This window comes from Goodfellowiella coeruleoviolacea (genome assembly GCF_024171785.1).
GTDB lineage: Bacteria > Actinomycetota > Actinomycetes > Mycobacteriales > Pseudonocardiaceae > Goodfellowiella > Goodfellowiella coeruleoviolacea.
Window position 1 is genome coordinate 561,293 of the sequence record NZ_JAMTCK010000002.1, and the last position, 21,386, is coordinate 582,678.

General features: G+C 72.1%; 18 protein-coding genes. 6 read left to right on the top strand and 12 right to left on the bottom strand.

What is annotated here, in order from left to right:
- The 8 genes from LX83_RS05830 to LX83_RS05865 all read right to left on the bottom strand — a co-directional run bounded on the left by LX83_RS05830 (window position 1) and on the right by LX83_RS05865 (window position 10,024).
- Window positions 1-1,050 (bottom strand): LLM class flavin-dependent oxidoreductase, encoded by a 1,050-nt coding sequence (locus LX83_RS05830; RefSeq protein WP_253767806.1) that lies wholly within the window; start codon window positions 1,048-1,050, stop codon window positions 1-3.
- The gene (locus tag LX83_RS05835) at window positions 1,047-2,396 is read right to left on the bottom strand and encodes an NtaA/DmoA family FMN-dependent monooxygenase (RefSeq protein WP_253767808.1); all 1,350 of its coding nucleotides are present in this window, start codon (window positions 2,394-2,396) and stop codon (window positions 1,047-1,049) included. Before LX83_RS05835 ends, LX83_RS05830 begins: the two co-directional genes overlap by 4 nt.
- A 10-nt stretch (window positions 2,397-2,406) precedes the next feature.
- Window positions 2,407-3,630 carry an LLM class flavin-dependent oxidoreductase gene (locus LX83_RS05840; RefSeq protein WP_253767822.1) on the bottom strand — a complete coding sequence of 408 codons (1,224 nt, stop codon included), beginning with the start codon at window positions 3,628-3,630 and terminating at the stop codon, window positions 2,407-2,409.
- Between the two features lie 235 nt (window positions 3,631-3,865).
- Window positions 3,866-5,497: a dipeptide ABC transporter ATP-binding protein gene (locus tag LX83_RS05845; RefSeq protein WP_253767824.1), complete on the bottom strand. Its 1,632-nt coding sequence runs from the start codon at window positions 5,495-5,497 to the stop codon at window positions 3,866-3,868.
- Window positions 5,494-6,333, bottom strand: a complete 840-nt coding sequence (locus tag LX83_RS05850) for an ABC transporter permease (RefSeq protein WP_253767826.1) — start codon at window positions 6,331-6,333, stop codon at window positions 5,494-5,496. The genes LX83_RS05845 and LX83_RS05850 overlap by 4 nt, the downstream gene beginning before the upstream one ends.
- Window positions 6,326-7,294 (bottom strand): ABC transporter permease, encoded by a 969-nt coding sequence (locus tag LX83_RS05855; protein ID WP_253767828.1) that lies wholly within the window; start codon window positions 7,292-7,294, stop codon window positions 6,326-6,328. Before LX83_RS05855 ends, LX83_RS05850 begins: the two co-directional genes overlap by 8 nt.
- Window positions 7,291-8,916, bottom strand: a complete 1,626-nt coding sequence (locus LX83_RS05860) for an ABC transporter substrate-binding protein (protein WP_253767830.1) — start codon at window positions 8,914-8,916, stop codon at window positions 7,291-7,293. The genes LX83_RS05855 and LX83_RS05860 overlap by 4 nt, the downstream gene beginning before the upstream one ends.
- Window positions 8,917-9,292: 376 nt before the next feature.
- Window positions 9,293-10,024, bottom strand: a complete 732-nt coding sequence (locus tag LX83_RS05865) for an alpha/beta hydrolase (RefSeq protein WP_253767832.1) — start codon at window positions 10,022-10,024, stop codon at window positions 9,293-9,295.
- 221 nt (window positions 10,025-10,245) lie between these two features.
- Between LX83_RS05865 and LX83_RS05870 the strand changes: the two genes are divergently transcribed.
- The 3 genes from LX83_RS05870 to LX83_RS05880 all read left to right on the top strand — a co-directional run bounded on the left by LX83_RS05870 (window position 10,246) and on the right by LX83_RS05880 (window position 12,481).
- The gene (locus LX83_RS05870) at window positions 10,246-10,920 is read left to right on the top strand and encodes a CGNR zinc finger domain-containing protein (protein ID WP_253767834.1); all 675 of its coding nucleotides are present in this window, start codon (window positions 10,246-10,248) and stop codon (window positions 10,918-10,920) included.
- Between the two features lie 138 nt (window positions 10,921-11,058).
- Window positions 11,059-11,886 carry an oxidoreductase gene (locus LX83_RS05875; protein ID WP_253767836.1) on the top strand — a complete coding sequence of 276 codons (828 nt, stop codon included), beginning with the start codon at window positions 11,059-11,061 and terminating at the stop codon, window positions 11,884-11,886.
- 28 nt (window positions 11,887-11,914) lie between these two features.
- Complete coding sequence (locus tag LX83_RS05880) at window positions 11,915-12,481, top strand: NUDIX hydrolase (RefSeq protein WP_253767838.1); 567 nt, start codon at window positions 11,915-11,917, stop codon at window positions 12,479-12,481.
- A 5-nt stretch (window positions 12,482-12,486) separates the two neighbouring features.
- On the opposite strand, the gene LX83_RS05885 is transcribed toward LX83_RS05880, so the two are convergent.
- The 4 genes from LX83_RS05885 to LX83_RS05900 form a co-directional block, all read right to left on the bottom strand.
- The gene (locus tag LX83_RS05885) at window positions 12,487-12,909 is read right to left on the bottom strand and encodes a PPOX class F420-dependent oxidoreductase (protein WP_253767840.1); all 423 of its coding nucleotides are present in this window, start codon (window positions 12,907-12,909) and stop codon (window positions 12,487-12,489) included.
- A 70-nt stretch (window positions 12,910-12,979) separates the two neighbouring features.
- On the bottom strand, window positions 12,980-13,804 hold the full coding sequence (locus LX83_RS05890; RefSeq protein WP_253767842.1) for an SDR family NAD(P)-dependent oxidoreductase: 825 nt from the start codon (window positions 13,802-13,804) through the stop codon (window positions 12,980-12,982).
- Window positions 13,805-14,018: 214 nt separating this feature from the next.
- Entirely contained in the window at window positions 14,019-15,026 is a 1,008-nt protein-coding gene (locus tag LX83_RS05895; RefSeq protein WP_253767844.1) for an AraC-like ligand-binding domain-containing protein, read from the bottom strand.
- A gap of 136 nt (window positions 15,027-15,162) precedes the next feature.
- Entirely contained in the window at window positions 15,163-18,831 is a 3,669-nt protein-coding gene (locus LX83_RS05900; RefSeq protein WP_253767846.1) for an nSTAND1 domain-containing NTPase, read from the bottom strand.
- Window positions 18,832-19,242: 411 nt separating this feature from the next.
- Between LX83_RS05900 and LX83_RS05905 the strand changes: the two genes are divergently transcribed.
- Genes LX83_RS05905 through LX83_RS05915 form a run of 3 tightly spaced genes read left to right on the top strand, consistent with a single transcriptional unit; the run spans window position 19,243 to window position 21,349 of the window.
- Complete coding sequence (locus tag LX83_RS05905; protein WP_253767848.1) at window positions 19,243-20,145, top strand: ArsR/SmtB family transcription factor; 903 nt, start codon at window positions 19,243-19,245, stop codon at window positions 20,143-20,145.
- A 28-nt stretch (window positions 20,146-20,173) separates the two neighbouring features.
- A complete protein-coding gene (locus LX83_RS05910) occupies window positions 20,174-20,398 on the top strand; it encodes an MbtH family protein (protein ID WP_253767850.1) in 225 nt (74 codons plus the stop codon).
- A 3-nt stretch (window positions 20,399-20,401) separates the two neighbouring features.
- Complete coding sequence (locus LX83_RS05915) at window positions 20,402-21,349, top strand: TauD/TfdA family dioxygenase (protein ID WP_253767852.1); 948 nt, start codon at window positions 20,402-20,404, stop codon at window positions 21,347-21,349.
- Window positions 21,350-21,386: the final 37 nt, after the last annotated feature.

Consider the following 21,386-nt stretch of genomic DNA (forward strand, 5'->3'; position numbering starts at 1 on the left):
TCAGGATTCGGCCGGCCAGGGTGGTGCCGGGATCTCGCGGCGCAGCACCGGAGCGATCTCGGACTGGAACAGGGTGAGCATGTCCCGGTGCTGGCGCTCGGTGAGGCCGTCGCGGTCGGCCTGCAGGTGGATCACCTGGTGGCCGAACTCCGCGTGGTAGCGCAGCACCTTGTCGATGATCTGCGCCGGACTGCCGATCAGGGCGGAACTGCGCTCGACGAAGTCCTCCAGGGTGGTGAAGACGGGGCGCAGACCGAGCCGGGACTGCAGGGCGAGTTTGCTGGCGAAGATCGGCTGGTAGACCCGCAGCGCCTGCTGGCTGGTCCGCGCCACGTAGCAACCGGCGGTGCCGGCGCCGACCAGGGCGCGCGCCGGATCGTGGCCGTGGAAGGCCCACCGCTCCCGGTAGTGGCGGATCAGCTCCGCGTACGGCTCGATGGGGTTGCTGACGTTGGCGGAGAACAGCGGGTCGCCCCACTTCGCCGCCAACTCCACGGACTCGCGGCTGGTGGCGCTGCCGTGCCAGACCCGGATCGGCTGCTGCAGCGGCCTCGGCCAGACCTCGGCGTCCACCAGCGCCGGGCGGAACCGTCCCGACCAGGTGACCCGGTCCTCCCGCCAGAGCCGGCGGAACAGCTCGTAGCCTTCGGCGTTGCGGGCCCACTGGGTCTCGGTCGTCACCTCGAACAGGTCGCGCTGTGCGCTTCCGTTGCCCTTGCCGATGATCAGTTCGAGCCGTCCGCCCGACAGGTTGTCCAGGGTCGCGTAGTCCTCGAAGGCCCGCACCGGGTCCAGCAGGCTCAGCGTGGTCACCGCGGTGAACAACCGGATGCGCGAGGTGCGCGCGGCGATGTGGCTCAACACCACCGGCGGGGCCGAGGAGATGAACGGCCGCTCGTGCCGCTCGCCGACCCCGTAGCCGTCGAAGCCCAGTTCCTCGGCGAGTTCGGCGGTGGCCACGACCTCGCGGAACCGGTCCGCGGTGGACAGCCGCACCCCGGTGACCGGGTCCTCGGTGTGCGTGATGAGGGTGATCAGCAGGAACTTCACGCCGTCACCCGGTCGATGCCGAGGTGTTCGCGCAGTGTGCTCCCGGTGTACTCGGTGCGGAACACGCCGCGTTCCTGCAGCAGCGGCACCACCCGGTCGGCGAACTCGTCCAGGCCGCCCGGGGTGACGTGGGGGACCAGCACGAACCCGTCGCTGGCGTCGCTCTGCACGAACTCGTTGATGGTGGCGGCCACCGTCGCGGGTGAGCCGATGAAGTTCTGCCGCCCGGTGACCTCGATGATCAGCTCGCGGATCGACAGGTTCTTGGCCTCGGCCAGCGCCCGCCACTCCCGGGCGGTGGCCACCGGGTCGCGGTACATCCGCACGCTTGCCCGCCCCCGGGCGATGGTGTTCTCCCCGGGCCGGGGATCGAAGCTGGGCAGCGGCCCGTCCGGGTCGTAGGCGCTGAGGTCGGCGTTCCACAGCTGTTCCAGGAACTTGATCGCGGTCTGGCCGCTGACCTGCTGGCGGCGCACGACGTCGGCGCGCTCCTGGGCCTCGGCGTCGGTGTCGCCGAGCACGAACGTCGCGGCCGGGAGCACGAGCAGTTGTTCGGGGGAGCGGCCGTAGCGGGCGAGCCGGCCCTTGACGTCGGTGTAGAAGGCCTGTCCGGCGGCGAGCGTGCCGTGCCTGGAGAAGATCGCGTCGGCACTGGACGCGGCGAACTCACGGCCCTCGTCCGAGTCGCCAGCCTGCAGGATCACCGGCCGGCCCTGCGGGCTGCGCGGCACCGGGAACCGGCCCGCGATGTCGAAGTGCGCGTCGTGGTGGGCGAACGCGCCCGCGTGCGGGTCGCGCAGGAACACCCCGGTGTCCTTGTCCGCGACGATCTCGTCGCCGCGCCACGAGTCGAACAGCTCCCACGCCGTGCGCAGGAAGGTCTGGGCCCGCTCGTAGCGCTGCTCCTGCGGGAGGAAGCCGCCTCGGCGGAAGTTCTCACCGGTGAACGCGTCCCAGGAGGTGACGACGTTCCACGCGGCGCGGCCGGCGGAGAGGTGGTCGAGCGAGGCGAACTGGCGGGCCACCTCGAACGGCTCGTTGAACGTCGAGTTGATCGTCCCCGCCAGGCCCAGCCGGTCGGTGACCGCGGCCAGCGCGGCGAGCACGGTGAACGTGTCGGGCCGGCCGACCACGTCCAGGTCGTAGATCTGCCCACCCTGCTCGCGCAGGCGCAACCCCTCGGCGAGGAAGAAGAAGTCGAACTTGGCGCGTTCCGCGGTCTGGGCGAGGTGGACGAACGAGCTGAACTCGATGTGGCTGCCGGCCCTCGGGTCGCTCCACACCGTCGTGTTGTTCACGCCGGGGAAGTGCGCCGCGAGGTGGATCTGCTTGAGCGGCTTGGTCATTCGGTCCTCCTCAGGCGGCGTAGCGGTTGGCGGGCCTGGTCAGGCCGAGCAGCCCGCGCAGCGTGTTCGCCTCGTAGCCGGTGCGGAACGCGCCACGGGCACGCAGTTCGGGCACCAGCCCCCGGGTGATCGCGGCCAGGTCGTGCGGGAGCCGTCCCGGGCGCAGCCGGAACCCGGACAGGCCGGCGGCGTGCCAGTCCAGCAGCAGGTCGGCCAGTTCACCCGGGGTCCCGGTGAACACGGCGGCGTCGGAGGTGTACTCGGCGCCGGCCCGGTCGTCCAGCCGCGCCCTGCCGGCGGTGGCGGCCTGGGCGCTGGTGTCCAGGAACACCACCAGCTCGCCGAACACGTGCAGCGGCTGGTCGGCCCGGCCGGCGGTGGCCTGCTCGGCCCGGACCTCGGCCAGGATCGCGCCCACCTGGTCGCGGTGGTGCGGCGTCACGTACACCACGTCGGCCGCCCTGGCGGCCAGCCGGTAGGGGATGGCGGCGTGGGCCAGTGCGGTGACCGGCGGCTGGCCCTGTGGCGGCCTCGGCGTGATGGACGGGCCCTTGACCGAGAACCACCGGCCGGTGAAGTCGATGTAGTGCAGCTTGTCCCGGTCGATGAACCGGCCGGTGGCGACGTCGCGGATCTCGGCGTCGTCCTCCCAGCTGTCCCACAGCCGGCGCAGCACCTCCACGTAGTCGGCGGCCTCGTCGAACAGGTCCGCCAGCACGCTGGGGGTGTCGGGCTCGGCCGAGTCGGCCAGCCGGAACTCGCCGAGTTCACGCCGGCCGAAGTGGCGGAACTCGGCGTGCTGCGTGGAGATCCGCACGCGGACGCCGGCCCGGCCGGTGCTGACGTAGTCGAGTGTGGCGATCGCCTTGGACAGGTGGAAGGGCTCGGTGTGGGTGACCACGGCCGTGGGCACCAGGCCGATGTGCGAGGTGACTGGCGCGACCCGCGACGCGACCAGCACGGCGTCCAGCCGGCCCTGCACGCGGTCGGTCGGACCGGCCGGGCCACCAGGTTCCACTGTGGACGGACCGGGGATCGTGTCGGTCTGCAGCGCCAGGGTGTCCTCGATGGTGACGAAGTCCAGTGTGCCGGCCTCGGCTTCCCGCACCAGGTCGGTCCAGTACCGCGCGGTGAACAACTCCGCGGGGCGGGCGTCCGGCTCGCGCCAGGCGGCCGGGTGCCAGCCGGCCCCGTCCAGGGCCACGGCGAGATGAGGTCCAGTTCTCTGTGTCATACCGGCTTTCCTTCCCTCAGGCCGTGGCCGAATTGTGCGCCGCTCGACGGCGACCGGGCAGGGCTGGCCACGTGCTGGGAACTTCGCGGGTTTTTCTGTCGTGGCGGGAATAATCGCGGCACCAGGTGGCGGCGCCGCGCCACCGGGTGGGAGTTCGGTGGGAGACACCGGAACCGAGGCACGGGAGTGCCGAGCGGTGCGCGTGCGGCGGGTGGCCGTGCGCCGAGGTAGCGGATCAGCGTTGGGTGTCGCCGATGTCCACCCGGGTGTTCCCCGGGATCGCGTCGAGCAGGCGCCGGGTGTACTCCGCGCGCGGATCGGCCAGCACGGTGTCGGCCGGCCCGAACTCCACCAGTCGGCCCGCGCGCAGCACCGCCACCTGGTCGGCGATCTCCCGCACCACCGCGAGGTCGTGGGTGATGAACAGGTAGGTCAACCCGAGTTCGTCCTGCAGGCGCACCAGCAGTTCCAGGATCTGCGCCTGCACGGACACGTCCAGTGCGGACACCGGCTCGTCGCAGACCACCAGATCCGGGTGCAGGGCCAGCGCCCTGGCGATCGCCGCGCGCTGCCGCTGCCCGCCGGACAGCTCGGCGGGTTTGCGGCGCAGCACCGACGCGGGCAGGGCCACCTGGTCGATCAGCTCCACCACGCGGGCGCGGCGCTCGGCCCTGGTGCCGACGCGGAACGCCCGCAGCGGCTCGGCAACGACCTCCTCGATGCTGAACCGCGGGTTCAGCGAGGCGTACGGATTCTGGTACACCAGCTGGAAGCGCCGCCGCAGTCGGCGCAGTTCCTCGCCCCCGGTGCGGGTGATGTCCGTTCCGGCGAAGGTGATCCGGCCCGATGTCGGGGTTTCCAGGCCGACCATCATGCGCGCGATGGTGCTCTTGCCCGACCCGGACTCGCCGACCAGCGCCAGGGTGCGGCCCCGGGTGAGGGTGAACGAGACGTCGTCCACCGCGCGCACCGCCCTCGGCCCGGATCTGGTGCGTGGCAGCGGGAAGGTCTTGGCCAGCCCGGTGACGGCCACCAGCACGTCCGGGCCGGGGGGCCGGCGGGGCCGCAGCGGGGTGCGCGCCAGGCTCGGTGCGGCGGCCAGCAGCCGCCGGGTGTAGGGGTGTTCCGGTGCGGCGAGCACTTCCCGGGTCGGCCCGGTCTCGACGACCGCGCCGTCGGACATCACCACGATCCGCGCCGCGCGGTCGGCGGCCACCCCGAGGTCGTGGGTGATCAGCAGGACCGCCGTGTGCGACTCGGCCGCCAGCCCCTCCAGGTGGTCCAGGATCTCCCGCTGCACCGTGACGTCCAGCGCGCTGGTCGGCTCGTCGGCGATGAGCAGCCTGGGCTCGCCGGCGAGCGCGATGGCGATCAGCGCGCGCTGCCGCAAGCCACCGGACAACTCGTGCGGGTACTGCCTGGCCCGTGTCTCCGGCTCCGCGACACCGGCCCGGCGCAACAGCTCCACGGCACGGGCCGGGGCCTCGCGCCGGTCGGCCAGCCCGTGGATGAGCAGCACCTCCGCGACCTGGTCGCCGATCCGGCGCACCGGGTTCAGCGAGACCGTCGGGTCCTGGGGGACCAGTCCGATCTCGGTGCCTCTGACCGCCTGCCAGTCCTTTTCGGACAGTCCGGTGAGATCCTGCCCGGCGAAGCGGATCTGGCCGGCATCGATCCGCCCACCCCTGGGCAGCAGCCCGAGCACGGCGTGCGCGGTGGTGCTCTTGCCCGATCCGGACTCGCCGACCACGGCGACGATCTCACCGGCGGCGACGGTCAGGTCCACGCCGCGCACCGCGTGGACCGTGTCGGTTCGAGTGCGGTAGCACACGCTGAGGTCGCGGATCTCCAGCAGGTCGGCGCTCATCGCAGCTCACTCCGTTCCCCGTCGAGCGCCCGGGACAGCCGGTTGGTCGCCAACACCACGGCGGCGACGGTCAGCCCGGGAAGGGTGGTCATCCACCACGCGGTGGCCAGGAAGTTGCGTCCACCCGCCACCAGCGCGCCCCACTCGGGCGTGGGCGGGGTCGCGCCGAAACCGAGGAAGCTCAACGCGGACACCTCCAGCACGGCCGTGCCGAACGTCAGCGTCGCCAGCACCAGGACCGGTCCGGCCGCGTTCGGCAGGACGTGCCTGGCCAGCACACCCGGCCAGCGCACCCCGCTGGCGCGGGCGGACTCCACGAACACGCTGGAGCGCACCCGCAGCACCTCGGCGCGCATCAGCCGGGCGAACGCGGCGAGGTTGGACACCCCCACCGCGATCGCCACGTTGGTGGTGCCGAAGCCCAGCGCGGTGACCACCGCCAGCGACAGCAGGATCGCCGGCACGGCCTGGAGCACGTCGACCACCCGCATGACCACCGCGTCGAGCCAGCCGCCGCGAAAGCCGGCGAGCAGGCCGATCGCGGCACCCGCGACCAGCGCGACCAGCACGGCGAGCACGGTGGCGCGCAACGACAGCGACGCCCCGTGCACGACTCGGGCGAACACGTCCCGCCCGGTCTCGTCGGTGCCGAACAGGTGCGCGGGCGAGGGGGCGCGCAGCCGCTCGGCCGGCACGCCGGTGATCGGGTCCTGGCCGGTGAACACCCCAGGTGCCACCGCGGCCAGCAGGACCGCCGCCAGCAGCACCGCGGACAGCACCAGCCCCGGCTGGCGCGGCAGCGACCAGGTGCGGCGCCGGGTGACCGAGTCAGGCATGGGACCTCTCCCTGCGCGTCAGCTCGCCCGGCACGCGGGCGAGGCGGGGATCGAGCACCGGGTAGAGCAGGTCGACAACGAGGTTGAGGGTCACGAAGAAGAACGCGGCGAGCACGATCACCGCCTGCACCACCGGGATGTCCTGGACGCTCACGGCCGCGGCGGTCACCCGACCCACGCCGTCGCGGGAGAACACCGTCTCGGTGATCACCGATCCGGCGAGCAGGTTGCCGGCGACCACCCCGACCAGGGTCAGCGCGGGTAGCGCGGCATTGCGCAGCGCGTGTCCGAAGTGGACTCTTCGGCGGCTGGCCCCCTTCGCCCTGACGATCTCCACGTAGGGTTGCGCGAGCTGGGTGCGCAGGCTCTTGGCGAGGACCTGTCCGATGATCGCGCCGGTGGGCAGCGCCAGCGTGACCGAGGGCAGCACGAGCGAGGCGAAGCCGGTGGACCCCAGTGCGGGCAGCAACCCCAACTGGAAGGAGAACACCTGGATCAGCAGCAGCCCGACCCAGAACGAGGGCAGCGAGATGCCCAGTGGCGGCAGGGACAGCAGCAGGTGGCTCAGCCACCGCGCCCGGGTGTAGGTGCCCAGCACGGCGATCCCCCCGCCGAAGACCACCGCGAGCACCAGGGCGAACCCGGACACCGCCAGCGTCGGCGGCAGCGCGGAGAGCACCTGGTGGGTGGCGTCGTCGCCGGTCGCGATGGACCGGCCGAAGTCCCCGTGCAGCGCCGCCCACAGCCGTTTGCCGTACTGCACCAGCACGGGATCGTCCACTCCGTACTCAGCGCGGACCTGGGCGATCTGTTCCGGTGACGCGTTGATCCCGCCGTCGGCGGAGCCCAGCTTGGTCAGCACGGCGTCACCGGGCAGCAGGTAGAGGATCACGAAGGACAGCGTGAACGCCGCCCAGAGCACGACGATCGCCTGGGCCAGTCGGCGGATCACGGCGGTCACGAGCCGGACACCCACGCGTCGAACAGGCGCAGCCGCGACGAGGCCTCGAAGCCGATGTCGTGCGCGTTCGGGCCGAGCGCGTGCACCTGGGTCAGTTCGAACACCGGGATGGCGTAGGCGTGTTCGACGATGAGCCGCTGTGCCTGGTCCACCGCTAGCCCTCGGACGTCCTCGGCCACGGTGGCGGCCTGCTGGTCGAGCACCTCGTCCAGCGGGTTGCCCGGCGTGAGCCGGCTGCGGTTGCCGGCCTTGGTGGAGAAGTGCTGGCGCAGGATGTCCGGGTCGGACCTGGTCACGTTGTACCAGAGGAAGTCGTAGTCACCGGACTGCTGCCGCTGGGTGTTCTCGGTGTTGGTGTGCAGTTCGATCCGCAGGTCGAAGCCGATCCTGCGGAGCTGCTGCTGGATCAGCTCCAGCACGCTCTGGTTCTGGTTGAACACCGAGGAGAAGATCACCGAGGCGGTGAGCCGCTGCCCCGCCTTGACCCGGATGCCGTCCGGCCCGGCCACCCAGCCGTCGGCCTCCAGCAACGCGGTGGCACCGGCCGGGTCGTAGGCCAGTTGCGCGGACAGGTCGGTGTGCAGCGGGGTCGCCGAACCCAGGATGCTGGTGGCCGGCTTGTAGTTCGGCGTCAGCACGGTGCTGGTGACCTCGGCCCGGTTGATGCCCTTGGACACGGCCTGGCGCACGGCCTCGTCGGCCAGCACGCCCCGGGTGGTGTTGGCGTGCAGGTTGAACACGATGCCCGGGTTGGGCCGCACCGGTTCGGTGAAGCCCGCCGTGGTGAACTGCGGCTCGTCCACCGGCTGCACGTCGGTGATGGCGTCGAGCTGGCCGGAGACCAGGCTGCCGGTGCGGACCGCCGGTTCGGGCACCACCTTGAAGTCGATGCGGTCCAGGTAGGCCTCGCCCTGGTGCTGCCACAGCGGCGAACCCCAGTGGTAGCCCGTGCGCTTGGTGAGCACGATCTCCTGGTTGGGCTTGAAGCTGCTGAACACGAACGGTCCCGAGCCGATCAGGCCCTCACCCTGGCACCGCTGTTCCGCGGTCCGCTGGTACGCGGCCGGCGCCAGCACGCTCAGCGACATGGTCGAACTCGCCTGCAGGAACTGCGCGCTCGGGGCGCTGAAGTCGATCCGCACCGTGCTCGCGTCGAGCACGGTCGACCCCTGGTAGGCGGCGAGGTAGCTGGAGCCCAACAGCGACTTGGCGCCGAGCGCCTTGATCCCGTCGAAGCTGGTCTTGACGGCGTTCGCGTCCACCGGGCTGCCGTCGGAGAACGTCGCGTCCGTCCTGAGGTGGAAGGTGAAGCTCGTCGAGTCGGCGTTGACCTCCCACCGCTCGGCCAGCCAGGGCGTGATCTGCCCGGTGGTGGGGTCCTGGTCGGTCAGCGAGTCGGTGAGCTGCCTGCCCACGTTGAGGGCCGCGTTGGTGCCGACCTGTTGCGGGTCCAGGCAGTCCGGATTGGAGGAGATGCCCAGGCGCAGGGTGCCGCCCGACCGCGGTGGCCCGGCCTCGGTCGTACCCGTTCCGCCAGCCGAGGAACAGGCGGCGAGCAGGAGCGGCAGCGCGAGTGCGAGCGCGGTGGTGCGGGCGGGATGGGACGGGCCGTGGCCGAACACGAGAAGCCTCCTGCGGTGAGTGACGTGGTGTCGCACCGGAGCCGATGAGCCGGCAGCGCCACGCTAGCCAGGCGTGGCGCGAATTCCCACCAAGTGGCCTCGCCTCCCACTTTCTGGGCAGTGTTGTCAGTGGCCTTGACCTGATCCGCCTGGCGTGGAAGCCGGGCGGTGGGCTGGTAGCTGTTGCTGCCCGGTTTCGTGCACGGCGCTGGCGGAGCCGACGGGCGGCGCCCGCTCCCGGTCCGGTGTGGACAGTGGTGGGACGAGGAGCCCGCGCACGCCGCTTCGCCTCACCGAGGTCGGCCCGGCCTCGGCCTGGTGGTCGGCGAGCTGGACCGGTCTCCGGGGCGACGGTGACCGGTGGTCGTGTCCCCGGTCAGGCCGCCCGCTCGACGAGGATGGGGGACGGGCCGCTCCCCGCGCGGAGCTGTTCGAGGAACAGCACGATCCGCGCGGCCACGCTGCGGTGGTTGGCGGCGTTGAGCACGTCGTGGCGGCCGTCGGACACGGCCACCAGGTGGGCGTGGGGCAACGCCGCGTAGTCGGACTCCACCTGCTGGAGCGGGCTGACCACGTCGTTGTCCCCGTGCAGCCCCAGCACCGGCACGGTCACCGCGGCCGGGTCCACGCGATCCCGCAACAGCGCGGGGATGTGCTGGTCGGTCAGCCTGCCGGAGTGGAAGAGTCCCTTGGTGCGCAACAGGTTCTGGTGCGTCGGGCAGGACGCGCGCGTCTCCGCCTCGGACTCGGCGGCCACGCTGGCGCCGGCCCCGGGCACCGGCAGCCCGGCGAGCACCAGGGCCTCGACCGCCACACCGCCCAGCGCCACCAGGCGCAGCGCGAGCAGCGCACCGGTGTCCGAACCCACCAGCACCGAGGGCCGAGGCAGATCCGGCACCGCGAGCAGGGACCGGACCCGCTCACCGGTGGCCTCGGGGTCCGGCGACGCGTCCCCGACCACGTGCACCTGGTAGGCGTCGGCGGCCAGCCGTCTGCCGAACCGCTCGTACAGGCCAGGCTGTTCGCCCCGGCCCGGCAGTACGACAAGGGTGCCCCGCGCGGTGAGGCCGGTGGGTTCGTGCCAGGACAGCGTGCTTTCGATGGTCATGGAAGCCCTCTCCGAGGCCGTTGTGCGTCGCAGCGACCGGGCGCCGACCGTGGCGTCGTCCCCGCTGGACCGACGATCCGCGGTCGAGCGTCACCCGGCCGGTGTGAGTTGTCAAAGGCCTCACGCAGCGTGGGACGCCGGCTGGGATGGCTGGACTTCGCCGCGGGATTCCGGTAGTAGAGGCAAGGTTGGGCGCGACAGAGCAGGCAGCGGGGGGAACGGTGTCCTCGACGATCCGGCGGCGTGGTGGTGCGGGTGCTGAGGACCCGTTGGTCACCACCAAGGACCTCCGCCGCGCCGGCTTTCCGTTCCGGTCCGGCGCGCTGTGCCTGGACTTCGTGGGCACCCTGGCCAAGCGCGGCATGGGGGACCGGGAACTGCTCGGCGGACCGGCCGAGCTAGCGGTGTGGCTCCGCGCCGCCGGGCTCCCGCCCACCTCGACGCCACTGACCGACCAGCACGTGGCACGGGCACGGGAGTTCCGCGAGTCAATCCACGAACTGGCCCGCTGCCGGGTGGCCGGCCGCGCCCTGCCTCGCCGGTTGATCAACCTGGTCAACGACACCGCGCAGGTCGACCCGCCACCGGTGCTGTTGGGCCGGGACGGGGAAAGCCTGGTCCCGCCCGGGGCGCTGTCGTTCGAGGCGGTCCTGTCGATCATCGCCCGCGACGCGATCAGCCTGTTCGGCGGCCCGCACGGGCACCACATCCGGGTCTGCCTCGGGCATGACTGCTCGCTGTACTTCGTCGACCGGTCGCGCCCCGGCTCGCGCCGCTGGTGCGTGATGGCCGCCTGCGGGGAGAAGGCCAGTTCGGCCACCTACCGCCGACGGCACGCCAGCGCGGTGGCCGGCGGGGCCGAGCGGCCCGACCCGGTGCCCGCTGCCGGCGCGTGACCGGGCGCCCTCGGACCGGATCAGCGACCGAACAGGACGCACCGGGCACGGTGATAACCATCGGTTATCACCGCTGATCTTGGCCTGCTGCGGCAGGAACTGCCTAGGCTCTGATCGCAACACGAGCGAGGGAGAACGATGAGCAGGGTCTGGCTGGTGACCGGGGCGAACAGCGGCTTCGGGCGAGCGATCACGGAGGCGGCCGTTGCCGCGGGCGACGTCGTTGTCGCGACCGCCCGCCGCGTCACCGCACTGGACGACCTGGTCGCGGCCCACCAGGGCCAGGTCGAGGCACTGCCGCTGGACGTCACCGACACCGCCGCCATCGAGGCCGCGGTGCTGGAGGTGGTCAACCGGCACGGCCGGATCGACGTGCTGGTCAACAACGCCGGGCGCAGCCACGTGGGCGCCGCCGAGGAAACCACCGACGCCGAACTGCGCTCGCTGTTCGACGTCCACGTCTTCGGTCCCGCCACGCTGATCCGCACCGTGCTGCCGCACATGCGGGCCCGCCGGTCCGGTGCGATCGTGCAGTTGAGCAGCATGGGCGGACAGATGTCGTTCGCCGGGTTCTCCGCCTACAGCGCCACCAAGTTCGCGCTGGAGGGGCTGTCCGAGGCACTGGCCGACGAGGTCCGTCCACTCGGGATCAAGGTGTTGGTCGTGGAGCCGGGGGCGTTCCGCACCGGCCTGTTCGCCAGCACCAGCGCGAGTGCGGCCATCGAGGACTACGCCGCGACCGTGGGCCCCACCCGGGCGATGATCGAGAGCGGCGACGGCACCCAGCCCGGTGACCCGGCGAAGGCCGCCGCCGCGATCCTCGCCGCGCTCGACGCCGACGAGACGCCCCTGCGCCTGCCGCTGGGCTCCGATGCGGTCGACGCCGTGCTCGGGCACCTCGACAGCGTTCGCGCCGAGGTCATCGCCTGGGAGAAGGTGGCGAGGGACACCGCGTTCTCGGAGTGAAGGTCGGCGGGCTGTTAGCGTGACGGGTATGGCCACCGCCCAACCCCGGCTCGTCGAGCTGCTGTCCCACTACGTTCCCCGTGATCCGGTCGAGACCGCCGACGTGGCACGGGTGCGCGCACTGGTGGAGCGGGTCGGGGACCCGTGGCGGCGGACGATCCCGTTGCACGTCACGGCGTCGGCGATGATCGTCCACCCGGACAGCGAGCGGGTGCTGCTGCGCTGGCACGAGCGGCAGCGGTCGTGGCTGCACGTCGGCGGCCACGGCGACCCGGGGGAGACCGACCCCCTGGCCGTCGCCCTTCGCGAGGGCCACGAGGAGACCGGCCTCACCGACCTGACGCCCTGGCCGGGGCCGGAGCTGGTGCACGTGGTGGTCGTTCCGGTGCCAGCCAAGGGGGACGAGCCCGCGCACGAGCACGCCGACCTGCGGTTCGTGCTGGCCACCGCCGAGCCGGACGCGGTGCGGCCGGAGAAACCCGATGCGCCGCTGCGTTGGCTCAGCGTTTCCGAGGCCCGTGCGGCCACCGCCGAGGACAACGTGCGCGCGACACTGTCGCGTGTGGAGGGTCTGTTCCCCGGGCTGACCGGGTAGGTGGGTCAGAGCCGGCCGGCGATCCTGGTCGGGGTGACGCGGACGGCGGCGATCCTGGTGAGGTCGGTGGCCGCCTCGGGGGTGCGCTCGCTGTGTTCGGCGTAGGTGAGGCCGGTGTACTTGATCGCCAGTCGGTCGATCAGGTCCTGTCCCGCCGTGGTGTCCAGCGTTGCCGTGCCGTAGATCGCCGCGTAGGTGTAGGGCGCGTCCGCCGGACTGACCAGCACGCTCACCCGGGGATCACGGCGGAGGTTGCGCTCCTTGCGGCTGCCGAGGCCGATGGTGAACAGCACGTCGTCGCCGTCCCGCAACACCCAGACCACGGACTGCTGCGGTCGCCCGTCCGGCTGGATCGTCGCCACCGTGGCGAAGACCTTGGAGTCGAGCAGCTCGTGCAGTCTGGTGCGGGACACGCCTGATGTCGTCATGCCATGCCTTTCGAGAACGCAGATCGGTCGGGGGCGCGGGGGTCGCGGCATGGGCGCCGCCCCGGAAGTCCTAACTGGACAGCATGGTGCGGGTCTCGGCGTACAGCCGCTGGGCCGCCGCCTGGTTGAAGCTGGGGCCGGCCAGACCGATCGGCTCGCCCCGCACGAAGGCGCTGAGCGGCTCGGTCGGTGGCTGGTCCAGCAGCGCCAGGATGGGCACGACCGCCGCCGCGACCGGCGTGGCCGTCGACCGCATGGCCTCGATCTGCGCGGCCATGTCCGGGGTGTACTGCCCGGAGAAGCTGGTGCTGACCGTGCCGGGGTGGAACAGCACGTAACGCGCCCTGTGCGCGGGCCGCCGCTGGGCGAACCCGACGCCGAGCAGGTCGTTGAGCAGGCCACCGTGCGCCAGCGCGGCCAGGCCGTGGTAGTCGGTCTCGAAGTTCAGGTCGTGCCAGCGGACCTGCCCGGTGTCGGCGCCAGGGCCGCAGACGTTCATGATCACCGGGTTGTCCGCCGCGTCGAGCAGGTCCAGCAGTTCGTAGCTGAGCACGAAGCGGCTCAGGTAGAACAGCGCGAAGGTGTGCTCGAAGCCCTCCGCGGTGACCAGCCTGGTCGACCGGTAGTGCCGTGCGCACAGCACCAGTGCGTCCACTGTGGAGAACCTGGACCGGATCTGGTCGACGGCCTTCCTGTTCTCGCTGACCAGGCTGAGGTCGGCGGGCAGGAAGTGCGCGCGGTCGGCCGCGCCCAGCCGCGCCGCGTCCGCGAGGAAGGCCGCTCCCTTCTCGGCGCTGCGACCGATGATCGCCACCTGGTCACCGCGGCGCAGGTAGGTGAGCGCGACGGCCTTGCCAATGCCGTCCGTGCCACCGGACACAACAAAGGTCTTCACTGAGGGGGCTCCCTGGGGGACGTGCTGGACAACCCGGCCGCGCTGCCGCTGGCCGATCAGCCGTTGAACTTGCTGGTTCAGACTAGTGGCCCGATTGGTTGATGTGCAACCAAGCAGTACATTGTTTTGAACTGGCTAGTTCAGTTGATCGGACGCGTTTCTGCCCCGGTTCGACCTCGACGTGGTTGACCGCGCGGCCGCCCGCCGCGCTCGCTCACCTCGTGGGCGGGTGATCGGGGTCCGCGTGGTCGTGGCGGTAGTCGGTGGGGGACTGGCCGTGGGCGTCCCGGAACGCACGGCTGAAGTGCGCGGCGGCGGTGAAACCCCAGCGGCGGGCGATGACGTGGACGGGGATGTCGCGCATCCGGGGGTCGGTCAGGTCTCGGCAGCAGTGGCGCAGGCGCTCCTGGCGGATCCAGGACGACACCGTGACGCCCTCCCGTTCGAAGAGCCGGTGCAGCTGTCGCACGGACACGCCGTGGGCGGCCGCGATCGCGGCGACGGACAGGCCAGGGTCGCCGAGCCGCTGGCGGATGAAGTCGCGGACGCGCACCCGCAGGACGTCGTGCGGCGGGTGCGGCGACCGGGCGAGGTGGGTGTCGTCGTGGTGGGCCAGCACGGCGGTGAGCAACCCAGCGGTGACCGAGGCCAGGGCGTGTCCGTCGGCGGGAGTCAGTTCCTCGGCCCGCTGGTTGAGCGCGACCAGCCAACGGGCGAACACCGCGCCGACACCGGTGGTGGCCGGAATGGGCACGGCGGTGAGCCGGTCAGCGGCGTTGGCCGACAGCGCGAGCATGGCACGGGGGATCTGGACGACGATGGCGGTGGTGACGTCCGGGGAACAGGACCGCCACCCGTGGAACGGGCGGGAGCTGTCGAACAGGACGAAGTGGTTGCTTCCGAGCGAGACCTCCCGCTCGCCCTGGCAGAGCGTGGTGTGCCCGTCGAGGATCAGGTTGACCTGGTAGGCCTCGGGGTCGGAGCGCCGGACCAGTGCCTCGGGCCTGCGCACCCGCACCGACGGGTAGGCCATCGCGGACACCTGCACCCCGCCACCCAGGTCCACCAGCCGCAGCCAGGCGCGGAAGTCGTTCTCGTGGTCGCTGCGCACCCAGGCGGGCATCAGCGACCGGCAGCCGAGATCAACCCAGTGGTCGAACCGGTCCGCGGCCGGCACGCTCCTGGTGTCGAACGCGTTCACCAACACCCTGTCCACCCCCATCAGGTCCACCCCACCGGTTCAGCTCGGTGATCGACATGATCTTCCCCCCGCTCACCGGTGGCGACATCGTGCGTAATTCTTTCCCGTTTGACTGGCCAACCCCGCCGGAGCAGGTCCACGGCCCGTGCGGGCCGCCTCAGTTGCCGTACGCGGTGTCGTCGAGGAAGCGCTGGGTCTCCGCCGGGGTCAGTTCGCGGCTGGTCCGCGCGTCGGCCAGGGCGCGGACCTCGGGCAGCGGCGCGCACGCGTCGCAGTGCAGGACCCGCACGGTGCCGTCGTCGTCCGCGGTGACGAGCTGGTCGCTGGCCGGGGTGAACACGGCCTTGGCGATGGACGGGCCCAGCCCGCGCAGCACGAACGACTGGTGGTTGCCGTCGTCGGCCCAGACCCGCACGGTGCCGTCCTCGCCCGCGCTGACCAGCCAGTTCTCGTCCGGGCTGAACATCACGCTCCACACCGGGCCGCTCTGGTGCCCCCGCAGCACCAGTGGAGCGGTCGAACCGTCAGTGGGCCAGATCCGCACGGTCCCGTCGCTGCCGCCGCTGGCCAGCCAGCGGCCGTCCGGGCTGAACGACACGCTCCACACCGGACCGTGTTCGTGTCCGCTGAGCGAGACGGCCGAGCCGCTGCCGTCAACCCGCGAGATCCGCACGGTGCCGTCGTTTCCGGCGGTGGCGACGCGTGTGCCGTCCGGACTGAAGGTCACGTCCCGGATGCCGCCGTCGTGCCCACCGAGCAGCACGGGTGGCCGGCTGCCATCGGCCGGCCAGATCCGCACCACCCCGTCGTCCCCGCCGCCGGCGAGCAACTGCCCGTCCGGGCTGAACGCCACGCCGCGCACGGACCCGTGGTCGTTGGCGGCCAGCACCAGGGGCTGGCCCGCGCCCTCGACCTGCCACAGGCGCACGGTCCCGTCGGCCACCGAGGCGGCCAGGCGGGTGCCGTCCGGGCTGAACGCGACCGAGGACACCGGCTGCGCCCCGGCGGTGAACACGACGGGATCGCCGCCGCTGAGCGGCCAGACCCGGACGGTGCCGTCCACGCCGCCGCTGGCGGCCCGCCGCCCGTCCGGGCTCACCGCGACGTCGGTCACCGGGCCGGTGTGCCCGTGGAACACCTGCTGCGCGCCCAGTCCGGTGGGGTCGAAGACCCGCACGGTCCCGTCCGCGCCGGCGCTGGCCAGCTCCAGGCCATCGGGACTGAACACGACGCCGGCGACCGCGCTGCGGTGACCGGGCAGGGCGACCGGCTCGCCGCCGTCAGCGGGCCAGATCCACACGGTTCCGTCCGCGCCGGCGCCGGCCACGCGCTCGCCGTCGGGGCTGAACGCCACGGCCGCCATCGCATCCGCCCGGCCGCGCAGCACCACCCTGGTGCTGGCCGTGCTCAGCGGCCACATCCGGATCGTGCCGTCCATCCCGGCGGTGGCGACCCGGTCGCCGTCCGGGCTGAACGCGACCGCCTGCACGGCGCTGCTCGTGCTGGCCAGCAGGTTCGGCTCGGCGCCGTCCTCGGTGGGCCACAGCCGGATCGCGCCCTCGCTGCCGGTGGTGGCCAGTTGCCGGCCGTCCGGGCTGAACGCCACGCCGAGGGCCTTGTCGTGGCCGCGGAACACGCGCAGCTCGTGGCCGCTGGCCACGTCCCAGAGCCGCGCGCTCCCGTCGTCACCGGCACTGGCCAGCAGCCTGCCGTCGGGCGAGAAGCGCACCGCCCGGACAGCGCCGACGTGTCCGCGCAGCAGGCGGGGGGAGCCGTCGCCGTTCAGGTCCCACACCAGCACGTCGCCGGCGGCGGTCGCGGTGGCGACGAGCCCGCCGTCCGGGCTGAACACCGGGCTGTGGGTGGCCTCGCCCGCGCGCAGCACCCGGGGCGCGGCGTCCCGCGAGGTGTCGCGCGGCCAGATCCGGATCGTCCCGTCCATGCCGCTGGTGGCCAGCCAGCGGCCGTCCGGGCTGTAGGCGACACCGGAGACCGCGCCCTGGCCGGTCGGCAGCACGGCGCGGATCTTGGTGTCCACCACGGCCTGGCGCAGCGCGGTGGCGGCGTCCTCGGTGGGCGCGATGTCCACCGCGGTTCTGGCCAGCAGCAGGCCGAGTTCGGGGTCGACGGGCAGTTCGGCGAGCGCGCTGGAGGCGAGCTGGCGTGACGAGGCGGTCTGCTGCGCGGCCGTGGAGCTGCTGGCGCGCGAGTAGGCCAGCCCGGTCACCCCGGCGAGCAGGAGCACCAGGGACAGCGCCGTGGCCAGGGTGATCCGGCGGGCCCGGCGGGCGGTCCGCTCGCTGGCCTCGACCTTGCGGCTGGCCGCGAGGAACGCCCTTTCCCGGTGGTTGAGCCGGGTTGCCGGGAAGTCGTGGTAGGCGGCCAGCCGGGCGCCGCGGTAGAGGAAACCGCTGTCCTGGTCGTAGCGCTGCCAGTTGGTGGCGTCCTCGCTCAGTTGCTGGTGCCAGCGCAGCAGGTGCCGGTCCTCGCTCAGCCACAGGCGCATGCGCGGCCACTCGCGCAGCAGCGCGTCGTGGGCCAGGACGACGCCGTCGCGCTCGACGCACACCAGCCGGGCGCGGGTGAGTTCGGCCAGCACCCGTGCGGCGCGGTGGTGGGGCCGGTCGCCGAGCAGTTCGGCCTGTGGCACCCGGCGGGGCACGTGGTCGGCGCCGGTGGGGCAGGCGGTCAGGCGGAGCAGCAGTTCGCGGGCGGTCGCCCGCTCGGCCGGGCTGAACCCGAGGTAGACCTCGTCGGCCCGGGCGGCGAGCAGGCCGGGGATGCCGCCGAGTTCGTGGTAGGTGGCCACGCCCAGGGTTCGACCGCGGTGGCGGCGCCAGACCTCGCGCATGGCGTGCGCGGTCAGGGCGAGCGCGCCCGGCTGGCCCATGGCGTCGGCGGTGACCGCCTCGACGAGCGCCTGCTCCACCCTGACGCCGGCGTCCGTGGCCGGCTTGCTGATCGCCTCGGCCAACTCCTCCCGGCTCATCGGCCCGACCAGGAGTCCGTTGCCGGCCAGGGCGGGGCCGAGCCGGGGCAGTGCCGCGCACCGCGCGGTGACCGAGGCCCGGGCGGCGAGCACGACCCGGTGCTCGGGACAGGCCGCGAACGCGAGGAGTTCGTCGACGAGTTCGTCCCGGTCCCGCTCGTCGCGGCCGTCGGCGAACACCTCCTCGAACTGGTCGACGACCAGCACGGTGTGCGTGGGCGCGGTCCGGCCGCCGACGGGGCCGGGAGCGGTGGTTGTCCCGGCGTTGGGGAGAAGTTCGCTCAGTTTTCGCTGGTGCGCAACTGGATTGGCGAAGTAGTCGCTCGGGGTGATCAGCACCGTGTGGCAGTCGGCGAGGGCGGGCAGCAGGCCGGCGCGCAGCAGGGAGGAGATCCCCGCGCCCGAGGCGCCGAAGACCGCCAGCAGGGGAGTGTCGAGCACCCGGGTCCGGAGCCTGGCGACCAGGGCGCCGCGGCCGTGGAACCGGGGCGCGTCGGTTGTCCGGAACGGGGACAGCCCCAGGTAGGGCGGGTTGTCCGGGGCCGCGTCCTGGTTGTCGTCGCGATGTTCGGCCAGCTCGGCGGCGGTGCGTTCCCAGTTCGCCTGCCAGCTCGCCCGGTCGGCACCGCACGCCTCGGCGTAGGCCAGGGTCACCGCGAGCGTGGGGAAGGTGCTGCCACCGGCGGCCTCGGAGAGCACGGTGACGGAGTAGTGCGACCGCTTGGCCAACTCGCGGTAACTGGGTCTACCCGCGGTTTCCCGCAGCTGCCTGAGTTCGAACGCGAAGCGCTGCAACGGGCCTTTGGCTGGGTCGATCGTGCGTTCCGGCCGTCCCATGACGTGTCCTCCCAGAGACACCACTTCGATCAAGGCGCTGCTCTAGGTAGTACACGACCGGCGTTCGGCGGAGCGAGCACACGGCGGTGTGTAGGGAATATTGCGACCAGATAGGGCAGCGGTTACGGCCAAATGGTTGGTAATTTTCCATCTTGTTGTTTGTCCGGGTGTCCGATCGCTGCCGGACAACCATCCGCTCTGCTAGACCGTAGCCAGCGGTCGGGCTTTGGGGAGTTCGGCCGTGCAGCGAAGCCGCCCGCGCTGCGGGCTGGTGTCGGGCAACTGGGGGCCGTCGTCCTGGACGGCGGTTTGTCACCAACACGACCGGGCTGCCGGGTCGTGTCGCCTCAGCACGCCCGCTGCGCCGTGTGCGCGAGAGCGCCCACGTCTGGGGAAAGGCAAGGGGCCTGCATGTTGAGAATCCACTTCTCCGTCGAGGACCTGGCTCGCACGCGGATGTCGGCGACCCTGGGGCCGGTGGCGGAGAGCGTGTTCGCGTTGCACCAGTTCGGTCGGGGCGCGGCCACCCCCTTCCAGATCTGGCGCCGCCGGGTGCGCGGCCTGCTGGGAGCCGCCGCGCTGGAGGAGCTGTCCGGCCGCAACCGGCCGCACCTGGACGATCTGCTCTGGCTGCTGGAACGCCACCCGGACGCCGACGACCGGCGCGCGGACCGGGAAGCGGCCACGGTGTTCGAGTTCTGCCGGACCGCCATCACGCCGTACTGGGACCGGGTGCGCGGGCACCTGGAGTCGGTTCGCGACGCGCTCGGCCGGGTGGCGATCACCAACGGGGTGGAGGGCCTGCTCGGGGCGCTGCACCCGAAGCTGCAGTGGGATTCGCCGGTGCTGACCGTGCCGTACCCGACCGACCGCGACGTCCACCTGCGCGGTCGGGGCCTGCTGCTGAGCCCTTCGCTGTTCCTGTCCGGGCGGACCTGCGTCTTCCTCGACGCCGAGCGGACCAGCGGCAGCCCGGCGCTGGTGTTCTCGGTGCCCACCGACTCGGCGGTCACCGTCGAGCTGTGGGGTGACGAGGAGTCGCACGACCACGCGTTGGAGGCGCTGGTCGGCCACACGAGGGCGGCCGCGCTGCAGGCGCTCACCGACAGTTGCACCACCGGTGAGCTGTCCCAGCGGCTCGGCATCTCCGCGGCCGGTGCCAGCAAGCACGCCGCCGTGCTGCGCAAGGCGGGCCTGGTGATGACCGCGCGCAACCGCAACACGGTGCTGCACTCGCTCACCGAACTGGGCGTGGCCCTGCTGCAGAGCCGAGGACCGGTCATGCCCGCTCCCCGCCAGCCCGAACTCATCTGATCCAGCTGATCACGAAAGGGAGATCCACGTGAGCACCAATCCGTTCGAGGACCCCGACGGCACCTACCTGGTCCTGGTCAACCACGAGGGGCAGTACTCGCTGTGGCCCGCCTTCGCCGACGTGCCCCCGGGGTGGACCGTCTCGCTGGCCGACGCCGATCGGCAGACCGCGCTCGACCACATCACCGCGAACTGGACCGACATGCGGCCGAAGAGCCTGGTCGAGGCCATGAGCCAGAACCAGGGGGCCTGAACCATGGGCGGAGTCGACACGGGCCGGCGCACGCTCGCGCTGGTCATCACCGGTGACGGGGAATCGGTGCACGAGCGGATCCGCCGCGACCGCGAGCAGATCCGGGCCGAGCTGACCCGGCACGGCGCCGTGCTGCTGCGCGGCTTCGACGTCGGTGGCGTGGACGGGTTCGACCAGGTGGTCCGGGAACTGTCCGGCACGCCGCTGACCTACTCGGAGCGGTCCACCCCGCGCAGCCGGATCAGCGGCAACGTCTACACCTCCACCGACTACCCGCCGCAGGAGGAGATCTTCGCCCACAACGAGAACTCCTACCAGGCGGTCTGGCCGCTGACCCTGTACTTCTACTGCGTGGAGCCGCCGTTGACCCAGGGCGCGACCCCGCTGGCGTCCACCCGCGAGGTGTACGCGTCGATCGACCCGGAGATCCGCGCGGAGTTCGAGCGGCGCAAGTGGATGGTGGTGCGCAACTACAGCGACGAACTGGGCCTGCCGTGGCGGGAGTCGTTCAACACCGACGACCGGGACGAGGTCAACGCGTACTGCGCGCGCAACGGCCTGCAGGTGGAGTGGCTGGACGGGGACCGGCTGCGCACCAGGGCGGTGCGCGACGCGGTGCACCGCCACCCGGTGACCGGTGACCTGGTGTGGTTCAACCACGCCACCTTCTTCCACGTCACCACGCTGCCCGAGGAGATCAGGCTCGGGCTGCTGGAGATGTGCGGTGTGGAGAACCTGCCGAACAACACCTACTACGGCGACGGCGGGGTGATCCCGGACGACGTGGTCGAGCACCTGCGCCAGTGCTACCGCGCGGCGTCCACCCGGTTCGACTACCAGCGCGACGACGTGCTGGTGGTGGACAACATGCTGAGCACGCACGCGCGTGAGCCGTTCACCGGTCCGCGCCGCATCGCGGTCGCCATGGCGGAGCCCTCCGCGGCCGCCTGACCGCTGGTTTTCGCTCTGTCGTCAAAGACCTGGAGCC